General features: G+C 56.3%; 13 protein-coding genes. 9 read left to right on the plus strand and 4 right to left on the minus strand.

The window, feature by feature from the left end:
* The first annotated feature begins 3 nt into the window (after positions 1-3).
* The 6 genes from HXW73_RS10240 to pepQ are packed head-to-tail and all read left to right on the plus strand — an operon-like array spanning position 4 to position 6,339.
* On the plus strand, positions 4-1,053 hold the full coding sequence (locus HXW73_RS10240; protein ID WP_186253016.1) for an ABC transporter permease: 1,050 nt from the start codon (positions 4-6) through the stop codon (positions 1,051-1,053).
* Positions 1,050-1,991: an ABC transporter permease gene (locus HXW73_RS10245; protein ID WP_186253017.1), complete on the plus strand. Its 942-nt coding sequence runs from the start codon at positions 1,050-1,052 to the stop codon at positions 1,989-1,991. Before HXW73_RS10240 ends, HXW73_RS10245 begins: the two co-directional genes overlap by 4 nt.
* 7 nt (positions 1,992-1,998) lie before the next feature.
* The gene (locus HXW73_RS10250; RefSeq protein WP_186253018.1) at positions 1,999-3,015 is read left to right on the plus strand and encodes an ABC transporter ATP-binding protein; all 1,017 of its coding nucleotides are present in this window, start codon (positions 1,999-2,001) and stop codon (positions 3,013-3,015) included.
* On the plus strand, positions 3,012-4,079 hold the full coding sequence (locus tag HXW73_RS10255; protein WP_186253019.1) for an ABC transporter ATP-binding protein: 1,068 nt from the start codon (positions 3,012-3,014) through the stop codon (positions 4,077-4,079). Before HXW73_RS10250 ends, HXW73_RS10255 begins: the two co-directional genes overlap by 4 nt.
* Positions 4,080-4,125: 46 nt before the next feature.
* On the plus strand, positions 4,126-5,040 hold the full coding sequence (locus HXW73_RS10260; RefSeq protein ID WP_186253020.1) for a LysR family transcriptional regulator: 915 nt from the start codon (positions 4,126-4,128) through the stop codon (positions 5,038-5,040).
* Between the two features lie 9 nt (positions 5,041-5,049).
* Complete coding sequence (pepQ, locus tag HXW73_RS10265) at positions 5,050-6,339, plus strand: Xaa-Pro dipeptidase (protein WP_186253021.1); 1,290 nt, start codon at positions 5,050-5,052, stop codon at positions 6,337-6,339.
* 95 nt (positions 6,340-6,434) lie between these two features.
* On the opposite strand, the gene HXW73_RS10270 is transcribed toward pepQ, so the two are convergent.
* Positions 6,435-7,049, minus strand: a complete 615-nt coding sequence (locus HXW73_RS10270) for an OmpW/AlkL family protein (protein ID WP_186253022.1) — start codon at positions 7,047-7,049, stop codon at positions 6,435-6,437.
* Positions 7,050-7,665: 616 nt separating this feature from the next.
* Between HXW73_RS10270 and HXW73_RS10275 the strand changes: the two genes are divergently transcribed.
* Together HXW73_RS10275 and HXW73_RS10280 are read left to right on the plus strand one after the other, a co-directional pair.
* Positions 7,666-8,520: an AAA family ATPase gene (locus HXW73_RS10275; RefSeq protein WP_186253023.1), complete on the plus strand. Its 855-nt coding sequence runs from the start codon at positions 7,666-7,668 to the stop codon at positions 8,518-8,520.
* Between the two features lie 3 nt (positions 8,521-8,523).
* Positions 8,524-9,705 carry a vWA domain-containing protein gene (locus HXW73_RS10280; protein ID WP_186253024.1) on the plus strand — a complete coding sequence of 394 codons (1,182 nt, stop codon included), beginning with the start codon at positions 8,524-8,526 and terminating at the stop codon, positions 9,703-9,705.
* Between the two features lie 26 nt (positions 9,706-9,731).
* Here the strand turns inward: HXW73_RS10280 and HXW73_RS10285 are convergent, their stop codons facing one another.
* Positions 9,732-10,295, minus strand: coding sequence for a hypothetical protein (locus tag HXW73_RS10285; RefSeq protein ID WP_186253025.1), 564 nt, complete (start codon positions 10,293-10,295; stop codon positions 9,732-9,734).
* A 127-nt stretch (positions 10,296-10,422) separates the two neighbouring features.
* Between HXW73_RS10285 and HXW73_RS10290 the strand changes: the two genes are divergently transcribed.
* Positions 10,423-10,818, plus strand: a complete 396-nt coding sequence (locus HXW73_RS10290; protein WP_186253026.1) for a RidA family protein — start codon at positions 10,423-10,425, stop codon at positions 10,816-10,818.
* On the opposite strand, the gene HXW73_RS10295 is transcribed toward HXW73_RS10290, so the two are convergent.
* Together HXW73_RS10295 and HXW73_RS10300 are read right to left on the minus strand one after the other, a co-directional pair.
* Positions 10,781-12,247, minus strand: a complete 1,467-nt coding sequence (locus HXW73_RS10295) for a cobyric acid synthase (RefSeq protein WP_186253027.1) — start codon at positions 12,245-12,247, stop codon at positions 10,781-10,783. The genes HXW73_RS10290 and HXW73_RS10295 overlap by 38 nt on opposite strands.
* Before the next feature lie 119 nt (positions 12,248-12,366).
* Entirely contained in the window at positions 12,367-14,718 is a 2,352-nt protein-coding gene (locus tag HXW73_RS10300; RefSeq protein WP_240538609.1) for a S8 family peptidase, read from the minus strand.
* Positions 14,719-14,771 lie beyond the last annotated feature (53 nt).

Here is a 14,771-nt window from a genome sequence, read left to right on the forward strand (position 1 = left end):
GCCATGATTGCTTTTTTAGTTAAGCGGCTAATGCACGCCGTACTGGTGATGTTCGTCATCAGCTTGTTGGCTTTCGCCATACAGGACAATTTAGGTGACCCTGTCCAGCAGATGGTTGGCCAATCCGTTGCGGAAAGCGAACGCGAAGAAATACGCGAGCGTTTAGGGTTGAACGACCCCTTCCTGGTTCAGTACACGCGCTTTGCAAAAAATGCCCTGCAAGGTGACTTTGGCTACTCCTACTTCTATCGCGAACCGGCGCTGGACGTCATTGCGCGCCACTTACCCGCCACCCTGGAGCTGGTTTTCGCGTCTACGTTAATCATCGTCCTGTTTTCCGTCCCCATTGGGGTCTATAGCGCCATCAAGCCCCGATCGCCCATTTCACGGTTTTTCATGGGCATTTCAATTATCGGCATTTCCATTCCGGTATTTTTGACCGCCATTGTTCTGATTCAAATCTTTGCCATTGGGATATCCGTAACAATCTTCCCGGAATCGACCGGTTGGGGAGCCTGGCTTAACGCCACTCTTTCCACCCATGGTGGAATGCCGTCCTTCGGCCGAGGCAATGACCTCGTCAACGTATTCGGCGATTGGGACACCAACCTGGCGAGTTGGGGCGGCGTCCAGCATCTGGTGTTACCGGCTATTTCATTGGCCTCCATCATGCTGCCGCTGTTTATCCGCTTGATCCGCGCAGAAATGATGGAAGTCCTGCAGTCAGACTACGTTAAATACGCACGAGCGAAAGGCATTTCCATGCGCCGGGTGTATTTTGTCCACGCGCTCAAGAACACCATGCTGCCGGTCATCACCGTCGGTGGTGTGCAAATCGGCACCATGGTGGCTTACACCATCCTGACCGAGACGGTCTTCCAATGGCCAGGCATGGGGCTGATGTTCCTGGATGCGATCAACCGCGCCGACATACCGTTGATCATCACCTACTTGATGATTGTCGGGGTCATTTTCGTGATCACCAACACCCTCGTCGATTTGATCTACGGCTTGGTCAACCCCACTGTTAAACTAACCGGGAAGCCCGCATGACAACGACAACGCACCCCGTTCCTGGCCGCTGGCAGCGCTTCCGTGACTCTTATCTGTGGTACAGCTTCAAGCGCGATTACACTGCGCAGCTGTGTTTTGCGGTATTTGTCTGCCTGGTCTTTGCCGCCTTTTCGGCACCGCTACTGGCGCCCACAAACCCCTACGATCTGGCCCAGATTGACATTCTGGCCTCCGAGTTGCCGCCCTTCTGGATTGACGGCGCCGACGAGAACTACACCTTGGGCACCGATGCCCAGGGACGCGACCTGTTATCGGTGATTCTTTACGGCACGCGGGTATCCCTGCTGATCGGCTTTGGCGCAGTTGCCCTGCAAGCGCTCCTGGGCGTCACCTTTGGCCTCATGGCCGGTTATCTGGGGGGCCGTGTGGATGCCTTCCTGATGCGCTTGGCCGACATCCAGCTGTCGTTTTCGACGCTGATGGTCGCCATCGTGGTCGGCGCCGTGGTCAAGGCGTCGTTTGGCAGTTCTTTTTACAGCAGCTACGCCGTCTTGATGCTGGTCTTGATTATCGGCCTCGCGGAATGGCCGCAGTACGCGCGTACTGTGAGGGCATCGGTGCTCGCCGAGAAGAACAAAGAGTATGTCGATGCCGCCCGTGTGATGGGGTTACGCAGCAAACGCATCATGTTCCGCCACGTACTGCCCAACACGCTGTCACCGATCTTCGTGATTTCGACGGTGCAAATCGCCAACGCGATCATCTCCGAGGCCGCACTTTCGTTTCTGGGCCTTGGCATGCCCGAAACGCACCCTTCGCTGGGCTCGCTGATCAAGTCCGGGTTTGACTACATCCAGTCGGGCTCCTGGTGGATCACCATGATCCCCGGCGGCGTGCTGGTGGTGCTGGTGCTGTCCATCAACCTGCTCGGCGACTGGCTGCGTGACGTTATGAACCCGCGACTCTACAAAGGCTGAAGACACCATGGCACTACTGGAAGTGACAAATTTAGACGTGCGCTTCGGCCTGCGCCAGGGCGAAGTGCGCGCATTGCGCGACGTCAATTTTACCCTCGAACGCGGGGAGCGGTTAGGTATTGTCGGTGAGTCCGGCGCGGGTAAATCCGTAGCTGCCTTTTCGCTGCTCAACCTGATTGCCAAACCGGGCTATATCGCCGGGGGCAGCATCAGCTTTGAAGGCAAAACCCTCAACACCATGTCCGAACGCGGCCTGCGCAAAGTGCGCGGCAACCGCATCTCGATGATTTTCCAGGACCCGATGATGACGCTGAACCCGGTCCTGTCCATCGGCGAACAGATGGTTGAATGCCTCAAGGCCCACCGGCGTATTTCCGGCAAGGAAGCACGCGCCATTTGCCTGGACAAACTGCGTCAGGTACAGATCCCTTCGCCGGAAACCCGTCTGGATCAGTACCCCCACGAGCTTTCCGGGGGCATGCGACAGCGGGTGATCATCGCCATCGCGCTGCTGCTGGACCCGGATATCATCATTGCCGATGAGCCGACCACCGCGCTGGACGTGACCATTCAGGCCGAAATCATGGCGTTGCTGCTGGAGCTCTGCGAGCAGCACAACGTCGGCTTGATTCTGATCACCCACGACCTGGGTGTAGTCAGCCAGGTCACCCAGCGCATGCTGGTGATGTACGCTGGGCGTGTGATTGAACAAGGCCCCACCCGCGAAATCATCAACGACCCACAGCACCCTTACACCCAGGGCTTGATCAACGCGCTACCGCAAATGGCGACGCCTGGCGAAAAGCTCAATCAGATCCGCGGCACCATGCCATCGCTTTCCAATCTGCCCAGCGGCTGCGCGTTTCATCCGCGCTGTAACTTTATCAACCGCGCCGATGGAAAGCCGCGCCCTGCCTGCACCGAGCAGGTTCCGGGCTTTGTCGAGTCCGGCAACTGCCGCGTGGCATGCCACATGGTCGCTGAAATGCTTGAAGACCGCCGCTTGAAGGAGGAATCCTCATGAATGCCCCCTCTGAGGCCATAGCGGCCAACCCGACGCCGACCCAAAACGAGAAAAGTGACGACTCGCTGCTGCAGATTCGCGGCTTGAAAAAGCGCTTTTCATTGTCGGGCGATTTTCTTGAACAGCTACGCTTCAAGGGTGGCAAGCTGGTTCGCCACCAGGAATACGTGCACGCCATCAACGGCGTCGATCTCGATATCAAACGCGGCGAAGCACTTTGCGTGGTAGGTGAGTCCGGCTGCGGCAAGTCCACCGTCGCGCGCATGGTCATGGGGTTGATTACCCCCTCAGAAGGCGAGATTCGCTACGGCGGCGAGCGTATTGACAACCTGAGCTCGCGGCAGCTACTGCCCTACCGCAAGCGCATGCAGATGATCTTCCAGAACCCCTATGCGTCGCTCAACCCGCGCATGACCATCCAGCAGACGCTGGAAGAACCGCTTCGGCTTCATCATCCGGATTGGAATCGCGAGAAAATCGAAGCCAAAGTCGACGATGTCATGCAATCGGTAGGCATTGACCCGGACTGGGGCAAGCGCTTCGGCCACGAATTTTCTGGCGGCCAACGCCAGCGTATTGCCATTGCCCGCGCATTGGCCGTCGACCCTGAGTTTATCGTTGCCGATGAGCCCATTTCCGCGCTGGACGTCTCCATTCAGGCGCAGGTGCTCAACCTGCTCATGGAAGCTCAGCAAGAGCGCAACCTGACCTACCTGTTTATCACCCACGACCTGGCAGTCGTCGAACATTTCGGCACCCGCGTCGCCGTCATGTACCTGGGCACGGTGTGTGAGATTGCCACCACGGCGACACTGTTTGAAAAGCCGCGCCACCCTTATACACAGGCGTTGCTGTCGGCGATTCCACGGCTTGAAGATGACCGTCCCCAGCACATCCGCCTTTCAGGCGAAGTGCCCACACCGGTTGATCTGCCCAGCGGCTGCGTATTTCATGGCCGCTGCCCTCATGCCAATGCGCGCTGTAAACAGGAAATCCCTGTCCTGCAGACACAGGATGACGGCACGCGCGTTGCATGCCACGCTGTTGAAGAAGGCCGCCTATGAGGCGGTCGCTGGACCTTACATGGCGCTCTGTACGGAGAGGTAAGGCATGGAAATTCGCTGGCTAGAAGACTTTATCGCCCTGGCCAGAACGCGACACTTCTCCCGCGCTGCCGATGAACAGAACGTCACACAACCCACTTTTTCCCGGCGTATCAAGCTGCTGGAAGAGGAAATGGGCGTGACACTGATAAACCGGCAAACACTGCCGCTTTCATTGACCCCGGCGGGAGACGAGTTCTTGCTGCTATGCGAACAGGTGACTGACCGCGTACGCCTGACGCGAGACCGCGTTCGGGAAATCAGCGCAGGGCAGAAGCGACGCATCATGGTGGCTGCCCCACAAAGCCTGCTGGGGCAGTTTTTGCCCGAGTGGCTAGCTACGACCGGCTGGCAGGAGCGTGTTCAACCCTACCTGCGCGCCACGGGGTGGGTGGCCAGCGATTACTTTCAAGCCCTCCAGCACGGCGAATGTGACTTGGCGATCTGCTACTGGCCGATTGGTCGCTGTGATCTGGACATCGACACCAGCGCCTGTACCTACCGCGTCATCGGCCATGAACGGCTGATTCCGGTGACCGGTGTCGACGAACACTCGGCGCCGAGAGCGTTATTGCCCGGGACTCGCCAGCAGCCACTCCCCTGGCTCGCCTACCCTCAACGGGGCCTGCTGGGCTCGGCAGTGACTGCGCACCTGGCGCGATTACCCCAGAGCAGCTATCTCAATGCGCAAAGCGAAAACCTGTATGCGGCGGGCATCAAGGAGCTCGTGCTGCTCGGCTACGGGATGAGCTGGCTGCCCGAACGCAACGTCGAGGCTGAGCTGCGCCAGGGTAGTCTGGTCCGCGCGGGCGACAGCCGCTGGGACGTCCCCATGGAGCTTCGCCTGTACCGCCACCAAGGCCAGCACCATGGAGAGCTGGACGCCTTCTGGAGTGAACTCCCACACTTTCGCACTTACTAGAGACCCTGCATGTCATCGCAACTATATCGGTTACAGCAAGAGCATCTGACACGCCTGCAGCGCGACTATACCGTCCTGCTTGACGAGCACCAGCTCGACAGCCTGGCGATCTACAGCGGGCACGCCAACGCCTACTTTGCCGACGATCAGGCACCCGCCTTCCAGACCTACGGCCATTTCATGCACTGGGTGCCACTGGCCGACGTGCAGCACAGCTGGCTGGTAATACGCCCACACCAGCGGCCACAACTTTACCTCTATGCCCCGGCGGACTTTTGGCACCTGCCGACTCGGCTTCCCGAAGAACCCTGGGTCGACGAATTTGATATCCACCTCTGCAGCGACCACGTTAGCCCCACGCTGGATGGCCACGCCGCGATTATCGGCGACGTGGCGCAGCTACCCAGCGCCAGCCTGAAGGCGCAGTTGAACCCTGCCACACTGTTGAATCGGCTGGACGAGCTTCGCATCGTCAAATCCGGCTATGAAATCGCCTGCCTACGTGAAGCCAACCGGCTCGCAATCGCCGGGCATGAGGCCGCCCAGGCAGCCTTCCTGGGCGCGTCAGGCGAACTGGATATCCAACTTGCCTACCTGGCCGCTAGCCGCCAGCGCGAGTCGGCGGTTCCTTATCAGAATATTATCGGCCTGAACGATCATGCGGGCGTCCTCCACTACCAGCATTATGACACGACCCCGCCCAGGCGACGCCATAGTCTGCTTGTCGATGCAGGAAGACGCTTTCGTGGTTACTGCGCGGATATTACCCGCACCCACGCCGGGCCAGACGCCCCGGCGCTGTTCGGCGAACTGGTAAGCGCCGTGCACGGGCTGAAAGATAAACTGGTTCAAGGCGTCACAGCGGGTTCGGATTTCATCGCGCTGCACGAGCAAATGCATCAGCGGCTGGGCGATATTTTGATCGACCATGACCTTTTCCGTGGCAGCCGTGAACAGGCCGTTGCCGAAGGTGTCACGCGCGCTTTCTGCCCGCATGGGCTGGGGCATTCACTGGGATTACAGGTGCATGACGTGGCCGGTTTACGCCACCCAGACGGCACTGCTGCGCCAGCGCCCAACGAGCATCCGGCGCTTCGTCTCACGCGTACGCTTTCCAGCGGCATGGTCGTGACCATCGAGCCCGGGCTATATTTTATTCCCATGCTGCTGGCGCCCCTGCGTGAGACATCGCTGCCCATCAACTGGACACTGGTGGATCACTGCATGCCCTGCGGTGGCATTCGCATTGAAGACAATATTGTCGTGACCGACCAGGGGCCGGATAACTTGACTCCTTAAGCTAAAGTCGCACACACCTGATACAAAAACGCCCAGCTTAGCTGGGCGTTTGTTCTAGCTTGGCTAACGCAACGATGTGCGTTCAATATGTCCGGTTAGAAGCGGTATGTAACACCACCACCAACGGTCACCGGATCGATATCCACGGCACCAATGTTGTTACCACTGCCATCTGTAATGTCGGCGTCCACGTCGGCATAGCTGACATAGCCGTTAAGCAAGATGTTGTCTGTCACGGCCAGATCAAGGCCCGCCTGGCCGATCGCACCATAGCTGTCGTCAACTTTGACACCGGCAGCAATGTCTTCGCTATAGAAGTTGGTGTAGTTAAGACCTACGCCTACGTAGGGCTGAATACGCGAATCGACACCGCCCATCGGGTAGTAGTTGAACAGCGCATTAACCGGCAGGCGCTCAACGCTACCGGCATCACCGGCGGCCGTCGTCAAGTCATGCTCATAGCCTTCACCGCTATTTAGCTCGACGCCGAATTTGTCATGGAACAGATAGCCAACGCCGTAGCTATAGCCGTTTTCACTTTCAACGTCGAAGTCTGCTCCCCCTACATTGCTGTCGTCGGAAGCGATGTCCGTTTTAGCGACCCCACCGCGAACAAAAACATCACCCGCGGTGTATGCAAGCGCGGCTTGGCTTGCCATGGCAAAGCCAGCGGTAATCACAGCGGCAGATACAATTTTAAATTGGTTCATCAGGGTCATCCTCTCAACTTTCGCTTGGAGTCCGTTATCAAGCGTCACGTATCATTCACGTCTACAACGTCTACGTTCATACCGTCGGCGACGCTTCGATAACTTGTACAGCAATGAGTATACGAACACCGTTTCCAAACGTCACGTAAAATTTTGTTATAATATTAAGCACAAAATATGCAGAGAAAGGCCAAATTACACGCAAAAAAAAGTCCCCCGAAGGGGACCAGGTGGAGCACGCCAGCTCACTCAGTGTATCGCTACCAGGCGGTAGCGATGTAGGTGAAGAAGTGAGAGAAGCAAGCTATCTAAGCCGTTGTTTCTCTATTCACTCACCCTTTGCCATATACTTTGCGATCTGCGTGCCACTATTTTATAAAACATTAAAAAACAATTACTTATAAAAAAAACGCTTTGCCAATCCAGCATTAATGCTTTTCTTCCAAAGCGCATACGCACCAAGAATGATCAATTTTACTACTAAGCGAGTCAGGATGATGCAGCATGGCGTATTCCCTCAGCCGTGACCTACTGGGTTCGCTTGGCGCGAAGCCTTGCCCTCACGTACACTTGTTTGAATCTTTTAACACGTATTCGACAAGCCGAGGGCCCTTCCATGGCGTTTGACTCCACCTCTTCCTATATTGCCACTGATGCGCTCAAGCAGGCGGTCAATGCTGCCGTGGTGCTTGAGCGCCCGCTGTTGATCAAGGGCGAGCCGGGCACCGGCAAGACCCTGCTGGCCGAAGAACTGGCCGAGTCGCTCGGTACCCAGTTGATCACCTGGCACATCAAGTCCAGCACCAAAGCGGCCCAGGGGCTTTATGAGTACGATGCGGTAAGCCGTCTGCGTGATTCGCAGCTGGGCGTTGAAGGCGTGGAGAATGTTGCCAACTACATCAAGCCCGGCAAGCTATGGGAAGCCTTTAGCTCCGGCGAGCGGGTGGTGTTGCTGATCGACGAGATCGACAAGGCCGATATCGAGTTCCCCAACGATCTGCTCCAGGAGCTGGATCGGATGGAGTTTCACGTTTACGAGACCGGCGAAACCATTCGCGCCGAGTACCGCCCGATCATCGTCATCACCTCCAATAACGAAAAAGAGCTGCCCGACGCCTTTTTGCGCCGCTGCTTTTTCCACTACATCGAATTCCCCGACCGGGAAACCATGCAGGCGATTGTGGATGTGCACTTCCCGGATATCGCCCCTAGGCTTGTCAGCGAAGCCCTGGAAGTCTTCTTCGACCTGCGTGACGCCCCGGGACTCAAGAAAAAGCCCTCAACCTCGGAACTGGTCGATTGGCTTAAATTGCTGATGGCCGACGATATTGCCCAGGAAGCACTGTATAACCGCGACCCGTCAAAAGCACTGCCGCCGATGGCCGGTGCCCTGGTCAAAAACGAGCAGGATACCCAACTGCTCGAGCGCCTGGCGTTTATGATCCGTCGCCAGAAAGGCAGAGGCCGCTAAGCCATGTTTATCGGCTTATTTGAAACATTAAAGCGCGCGGGCGTGCCTGTCTCGCTGCGCGAGCTGCTTGACCTTCACGCAGTGGTAGAGCGCGGCGTGGTATTCGCCGATATGGAAGCCTTCTATCAGGTGGCACGTACGGTCATGGTCAAGGACGAGCGCCACTTCGACCGCTTTGACCGTGCCTTTGCCGCCTGGTTTAAAGGCCTCGAGGACATGGACGCCGCCATTGAGGCGCTGATCCCTGACGAGTGGCTGCGCCGTGAGTTCGAGAAGCAACTGACGGACGAAGAGAAAGCCAAAATCGAATCCTTGGGCGGCCTCGAAGAACTGATCGAGACGTTTAAAAAGCGTCTGGAAGAGCAGAAAGAGCGCCACGCGGGCGGCAATAAATGGATTGGTACCGGCGGCACCAGCCCCTTTGGTGCCTATGGCTATAATCCGGAAGGCATTCGTATCGGCCAGGATGGCTCGCGCCATCGTCGCGCCACCAAGGTGTGGGACGAGCGCCGCTTTCGCGACTACGACGACTCGCTGGAGCTGGGCACGCGTAACATCAAAATGGCGCTGCGCCGCCTGCGCAAGTTTGCCCGCCAGGGGGCGCTTGAAGAATTCGACGTGGATAGCACCATCCGCGAGACCGCCAAGGACGCCGGGCTACTCAACGTCCAGATGCGTCCTGAACGCCACAACGCGGTGAAGGTGCTGCTGTTTTTGGATGTAGGTGGCTCGATGGACGATCATATTCGCGTCTGCGAGGAGCTGTTCTCGGCGGCCCGCTCTGAATTCAAGCACCTCGAACACTACTACTTCCATAACTGCCTTTACGAAGGCGTTTGGCGTAACAATAGGCGTCGCGGCAGCGAGCGCATCCCGACCATGGATGTGCTGCATACCTACGGCGCGGATTACCAGGTCGTGATTGTTGGCGACGCCGCCATGTCGCCCTATGAAGTGACCCATCCAGGGGGAAGCGTGGAGCACTTCAACGACGAACCCGGCGGCCTTTGGCTCAAGCGCCTGTGCGAAACCTTCCCGCGGTTGGCATGGCTAAACCCCATGCCGCCACGGGCCTGGGAGTATACCTACTCCACGCAGCTTATCCGCGAGATTATCGACGACCGCATGTACCCCATGACCATGGAAGGGCTGGAAACCGCCATGCGTGAACTGGCAAAAAAATAGCCGCCTGATCACGGCATGATTGGCCTTTAAAAGGCTTCAGGGAAATGTGCCAGGCCATCGACAAATAACTGTTTAGCTTGTTCAAACGCTGCGGGGTCGTGCTTGAAACGGCGTAAAATCAGTGCCTCATCAAGGGTCACCGTCGCGGTGAGCTCCTCGATGGTATTCGCCGGGTGACGGGCGCTTAACCCGATCCGCTGACCCTCGGCGCCGTCCAGCCAGCGCTTGACACCGCACTGCTGGTAAACTGCTTCCTGTTCAGCGTCGCTAGCGTCAACGCGCAGCGGCGCTTTGAGCGCCAGCTCGCTTATCAGCCACGTCTTGGCCTGGGGCGCCTCCAGATCGCAAGCGTGGGTCAGCGTCACCCCTTCGCCCTCTTCGTCCAATACCAGCAGCGCGAGTGCCTGGGGCTTGCCTTCGCCGTCAACCGCCGCCACCAAGCGCGCTGCCTCTTCGGCCAGGAGCACATTGCGTGTACCGGTAAATACCACGAGCGGCGTCAGCCCGGCGGATTGGCCATAAACCTCTGCGCACAGCCGTGCCAGGCAAGCATCTTGCTGTGCTGTCTGGTTTATTTGGATTACTTTCATGAGGTCCCCCGCTCGCCAAAAGCGGCAAGCCTAGTGTAAACACAGCTATTTTAACAGCGCCGCGCAACATGAACCTAGCGCGTGTCTGCCTGTCAGAACATTGTGTAGGAACCATAAAAGGATGATTATGACCACATTTATGAACGACCCCACTATGCCCACGCCGAGCTTCCCAGGTAGCCATATGGTGATGGATGATCGCTATGTGTTTATTTCCGGGATGACGGTTTCTGATCTATCGAACGGCCATTCGGCTAAGGGTGACGTCAAGGAAGAAACGCACCTGGTGATGCGCGCCATATCACGCATGCTGGAAATGGAAGGCGGCAGCCTGGCAGACGCGCTACGCGTGGATGTTCACTTGTCTGACCTGAATACCATCAACGATATGGACAGCGTCTATGCCGAGTTCTTCGAACCGGGGCGCTACCCAGCCAGAACCTGTACCGAATCGCCCAATATCTGTGGTGGCTGCCACGTCGAGATTACCGTGATGGCGACGCGCCAACTCCCAGAAGATTGATCACTGTCTCGATATCCAGATGGGCTTCTAACGTATCGGCCAGGCGATCCAATTCACGCTCGCGATGGGCACGGTAGTCCACGGGTTGTGGTCCCGCCAGCCCCAGACGCGCTAACAGCGCCTGGCAAGCCTCAGAATGATCAAACAGGCCGTGCAGGTAGGTGCCCATCACCTGCCCATCGTCGCTGACGGCGCCATCAAGATGGGTGCCTAAATCAAACAGCGGCTGCGCCAGCGCAGCCCCCTCGCTCACTCCGTTGTGGATCTCATAGCCCGTGACGCTCGCCCCGTCGGCCACTGTCACGCCATTCACATTGCGCAACTGCTTGCCCGCCACCATGCGCGTGGTGAGCGATAGAAGCCCTAACCCCATGACACGCTCGGCCTTGCCCTCCAGGCCGTCAGGGTCCTCAACCCACTCGCCGAGCATTTGAAAACCACCGCAAATACCCAGCACCCTGCCACCGTAGCGCAGGTGACGCTGAATTGCCTTGTCCCAGCCCTGGCGCTTTAACCACGTCAAGTCGCTAGCGGTACTCTTACTACCGGGCAGAATGATCACATCAGCCGCAGGAATTGGCTGATCTGCGCCGACAAACGTGAGTTTTACCTGAGGATGCAGGCGCAATGGATCAAAATCGGTGTGATTGCTGATGCGGGGCAACGCGGGTACCACGACGGTAAGCGATTCCCCCTGGGTTGACGCGTGAGTCAGGCCGATGCTGTCTTCAGCATCCAGCAGCAGCCCTTGAAGGTACGGCAAGGTGCCAAATACGGGCTTGCCGGTGTATGCCGTCAGCCAGTCGATGCCTGGGGTTAGCAAGCTCATATCGCCACGAAAGCGGTTGATCACGAACCCTTTCATACGCGCCTGTTCGCTTTCACTTAGCAACGCAAGCGTGCCCACCAACTGGGCAAACACCCCGCCTCGGTCAATATCGCCCACCAAGATCACCGGGCAGTCAGCCGCTTCGGCAAAGCCCATATTGGCGATATCGCCTTTGCGCAGATTGATTTCAGCGGGGCTGCCCGCACCTTCGGCAATAATGACGTCAAAGCGGTTTTCCAACGCCTGCCAGGCGGCCATTACGCTCTCTTTAGCGGTGCGCTTGAAGGCGTGGTAATCCATGGCGTCCATATGCCCATGCACCTTGCCACGCAAGATCACCTGCGCGCCGCGGTCGGTTTCCGGCTTTAGCAGCACCGGGTTCATATCGCTATGCGGCTTAACGCCAGCGGCCTGGGCCTGCAACGCGGTGGAACGGCCAATTTCGCCGCCATCTTCGGTGACGGCGCTATTCAGGGCCATGTTCTGCGGCTTGAACGGCGCCACCGAGACGCCACGCCGCTTCAGTGCACGGCAAAGCCCGGCCACCACGGTGCTTTTTCCTGCATCCGAGGTGGTGCCCTGAATCATCAATGTGGCCATAGTGGCGCCTCGCCCAGGTTAATAAGAGCGAAACTGTAGCGGGAGAAAATTAACGGCGCAATAAAGCCAATGCGATCACACGTAGAACTTTCTACCTCAAGCCATTGACTACCCTGCAACTACCAATCGATACGATAGTTCACCATAGCAGCACTATCACTACTGGCATCAGCGTCATGACCCGGCTCCAAGGTATGCAGCAAGTTAAACTGCCACTGACTACGTTCACTTGGCATAAACGCATAACCAAGTTCAATGTCCATTTGGCGCCCTGAAGGAGACAAAGAAGCCTTACGTGTTTCTCGCAACACCTCACCACCTAAAGTGCGGCCAACAGGCACGTCAAAAGTTGCCGTCGCGCTATCGATACGCAATGGTTGGCGCAATGTCAGCGCCACTTGCCTATCGTCTTTTTGCCAATGGAAACCCAGGGCCATTTCCTGTGCGCTGATGTCGTCAATATGCGCGACTAATCCATCGCCCTTTGCATTACCTCGACCTTGTTCAAACTCGGCGAAAGCGGCAACTCCATCGGTAATGTCTGCTTTTAGACCAGCGCCGATGAACGTCATGTGGTTACGCTCATCAAAATCAAGCGCCCCTGATCCATGACTTCCTAGCAAGCCATTTTCTTCATCCAAGCGGCCCACATGCGAAGTCAAAGTGAAGATAGGTGTTAGCTGATAGGCTAACTCAACGTCAGTACGGCTGGCATGATAATCACTGCCAATGCTTACATCACCTTCATTCATTCCCGCCCAATAGGATGTGGACATACTTAACTTATCAGTTAAAGAATACTGCGCTTTAACCCCGTTAACGCTTTCAAATGCCTTGGTAATAACCGCACCAGACTGGAATGAGATCATCGGCATCATGCCGGACGTCGCGTAACTACTTGTTGGATCAACCTGACTACCTGCGTAATTGAAAGCACTCAGCGTGGTTTGCCCCAAGGTGCCATCAAAGCGGCTGCTTAGCACCTCGCCTGCGGCATTGACGTTGGAAATAAAGTGATAATTATCCGCCTGAATCGACTCTGTGTGCGTGGCCTGCCCCGACGTGATCGACATCCGCTCCATTTGATCCCGTAACTGGCGAGTACGGGTCGTACGCGGTTGTGTCTGGTAACTCAAGTCTATCTGATAGTCACGCCCCAGCGCGTCGAATACGGCAACGTCATTTAGTGCCCCCGCCTCTGCTAGCGAGTTACCGTAGGCATCCGAAAGTTGCATGTAAGAGGCTTCTGCCAAATCGCCACCGGCCATGACACGTTCGCTCTGAGGCACAATCAAGTCCCCCTCTGGCGCTAAAGCAGCTTCTATGTCAGCTTCACCCTGTCCAAGATAAAAGATGCCACAATTTAAATTCGCAGCATCACCGCAGGTATCTTCTTCATAAAGCTTGCTCGTTTGGCTGGCCGTATCCAATAAACGTTGGCTTGCCTGCTTTGCCGTCAAATGCGGCCATTGCCCCACAATACCGGCGGCATACTCTGAAATTATGGCTGCCGATATAGACGTTCCTTGAGCACCTACCGCCGGATTAGCGAAGTCGGTCGCAACACTTCGCCGCTGAAGCTCAGTATCTTCCCCTGGGTAGCTACTGGCAGGGTGAATCTGGCCATCCTCCGACGTTCCCACTGCAATCAGCATCATGTTGAAGAGTTCTGGTTGGCTCTCATAAATGGGGCGGCCTCGGGTATCAATCGCCTCGCCTTCATTACCCGCGCTTACCACATAGACCGAGCCTTTCCCTTGGTTAGCACTCACCACGCGCTGATAGGATTCAGACGAGGTGACACCATTAAACGCAAGACGCGGATCGCTCGCCTCCAGGCGTCTTGAAAAACTGGCATTGATGACTCGCGCGCCCCGATGAGCAGCTTCACCAATGGCGTAATCCAACGCATTATTAAATGTGACGCCGTCACTATTCGCCGTTTTCAAGAGATCAAGACGCGCATTACCCAATGAACCACCCGTGATGGTCGATGTCACCACGTTTCCGTGCCATTCATCGCCTCCACTGACATCTGTACCACCGGTATAGATATTCAGACTGTCAATGACTAAATCATTGTTGACGATGTTTTTTACATCAAAACCACTGTCAGCGACAGCCACACGTACGGTGGCGGGCTCGGCTGGCACAACATTAGTTGTTGAACCGCTGTCTGAAGGTGCTGGACCACTACTGACACCTCCCCCACTAGATCCGCAGCCGGTTAATCCTATACCGCTCAGCATAGCCGCCAAAAAAAGCGAGTGTCTGTCAAATATGGTGGCAAGTCGCGGAAAGTAAATTATCATTAGGCAATAGCGCTCGATAGGAAAGCGGCTGAAGGGAAATTCATACGCATTCAATACTAGTTGACACCAAAAAATCAATCTATAAACCACTACTTTACTCATTATTTTTTTAGCATACGAATTAATACTTACCAATAATATAAAGTAGTGTTTATTCATGTAGATAAGGTATATTAATAAACAAAAAATATAAAAAAATAGATTGCATATCG

The sequence above is a fragment of the Halomonas sp. SH5A2 genome (genome assembly GCF_014263395.1).
Lineage (GTDB): Bacteria > Pseudomonadota > Gammaproteobacteria > Pseudomonadales > Halomonadaceae > Vreelandella.

Bases quoted from the DNA above. Each gene is read 5' to 3' on its own strand.
- HXW73_RS10240 (WP_186253016.1), top strand. From the start codon at position 4: ATGATTGCTTTTTTAGTTAAGCGGCTAATGCACGCCGTACTGGTGATG.
- HXW73_RS10245 (WP_186253017.1), top strand. From the start codon at position 1,050: ATGACAACGACAACGCACCCCGTTCCTGGCCGCTGGCAGCGCTTCCGT.
- HXW73_RS10250 (WP_186253018.1), top strand. From the start codon at position 1,999: ATGGCACTACTGGAAGTGACAAATTTAGACGTGCGCTTCGGCCTGCGC.
- HXW73_RS10255 (WP_186253019.1), top strand. From the start codon at position 3,012: ATGAATGCCCCCTCTGAGGCCATAGCGGCCAACCCGACGCCGACCCAA.
- HXW73_RS10260 (WP_186253020.1), top strand. From the start codon at position 4,126: ATGGAAATTCGCTGGCTAGAAGACTTTATCGCCCTGGCCAGAACGCGA.
- pepQ (WP_186253021.1), top strand. From the start codon at position 5,050: ATGTCATCGCAACTATATCGGTTACAGCAAGAGCATCTGACACGCCTG.
- HXW73_RS10270 (WP_186253022.1), bottom strand. From the start codon at position 7,049: ATGAACCAATTTAAAATTGTATCTGCCGCTGTGATTACCGCTGGCTTT.
- HXW73_RS10275 (WP_186253023.1), top strand. From the start codon at position 7,666: ATGGCGTTTGACTCCACCTCTTCCTATATTGCCACTGATGCGCTCAAG.
- HXW73_RS10280 (WP_186253024.1), top strand. From the start codon at position 8,524: ATGTTTATCGGCTTATTTGAAACATTAAAGCGCGCGGGCGTGCCTGTC.
- HXW73_RS10285 (WP_186253025.1), bottom strand. From the start codon at position 10,295: ATGAAAGTAATCCAAATAAACCAGACAGCACAGCAAGATGCTTGCCTG.
- HXW73_RS10290 (WP_186253026.1), top strand. From the start codon at position 10,423: ATGACCACATTTATGAACGACCCCACTATGCCCACGCCGAGCTTCCCA.
- HXW73_RS10295 (WP_186253027.1), bottom strand. From the start codon at position 12,247: ATGGCCACATTGATGATTCAGGGCACCACCTCGGATGCAGGAAAAAGC.
- HXW73_RS10300 (WP_240538609.1), bottom strand. From the start codon at position 14,718: ATGAATAAACACTACTTTATATTATTGGTAAGTATTAATTCGTATGCT.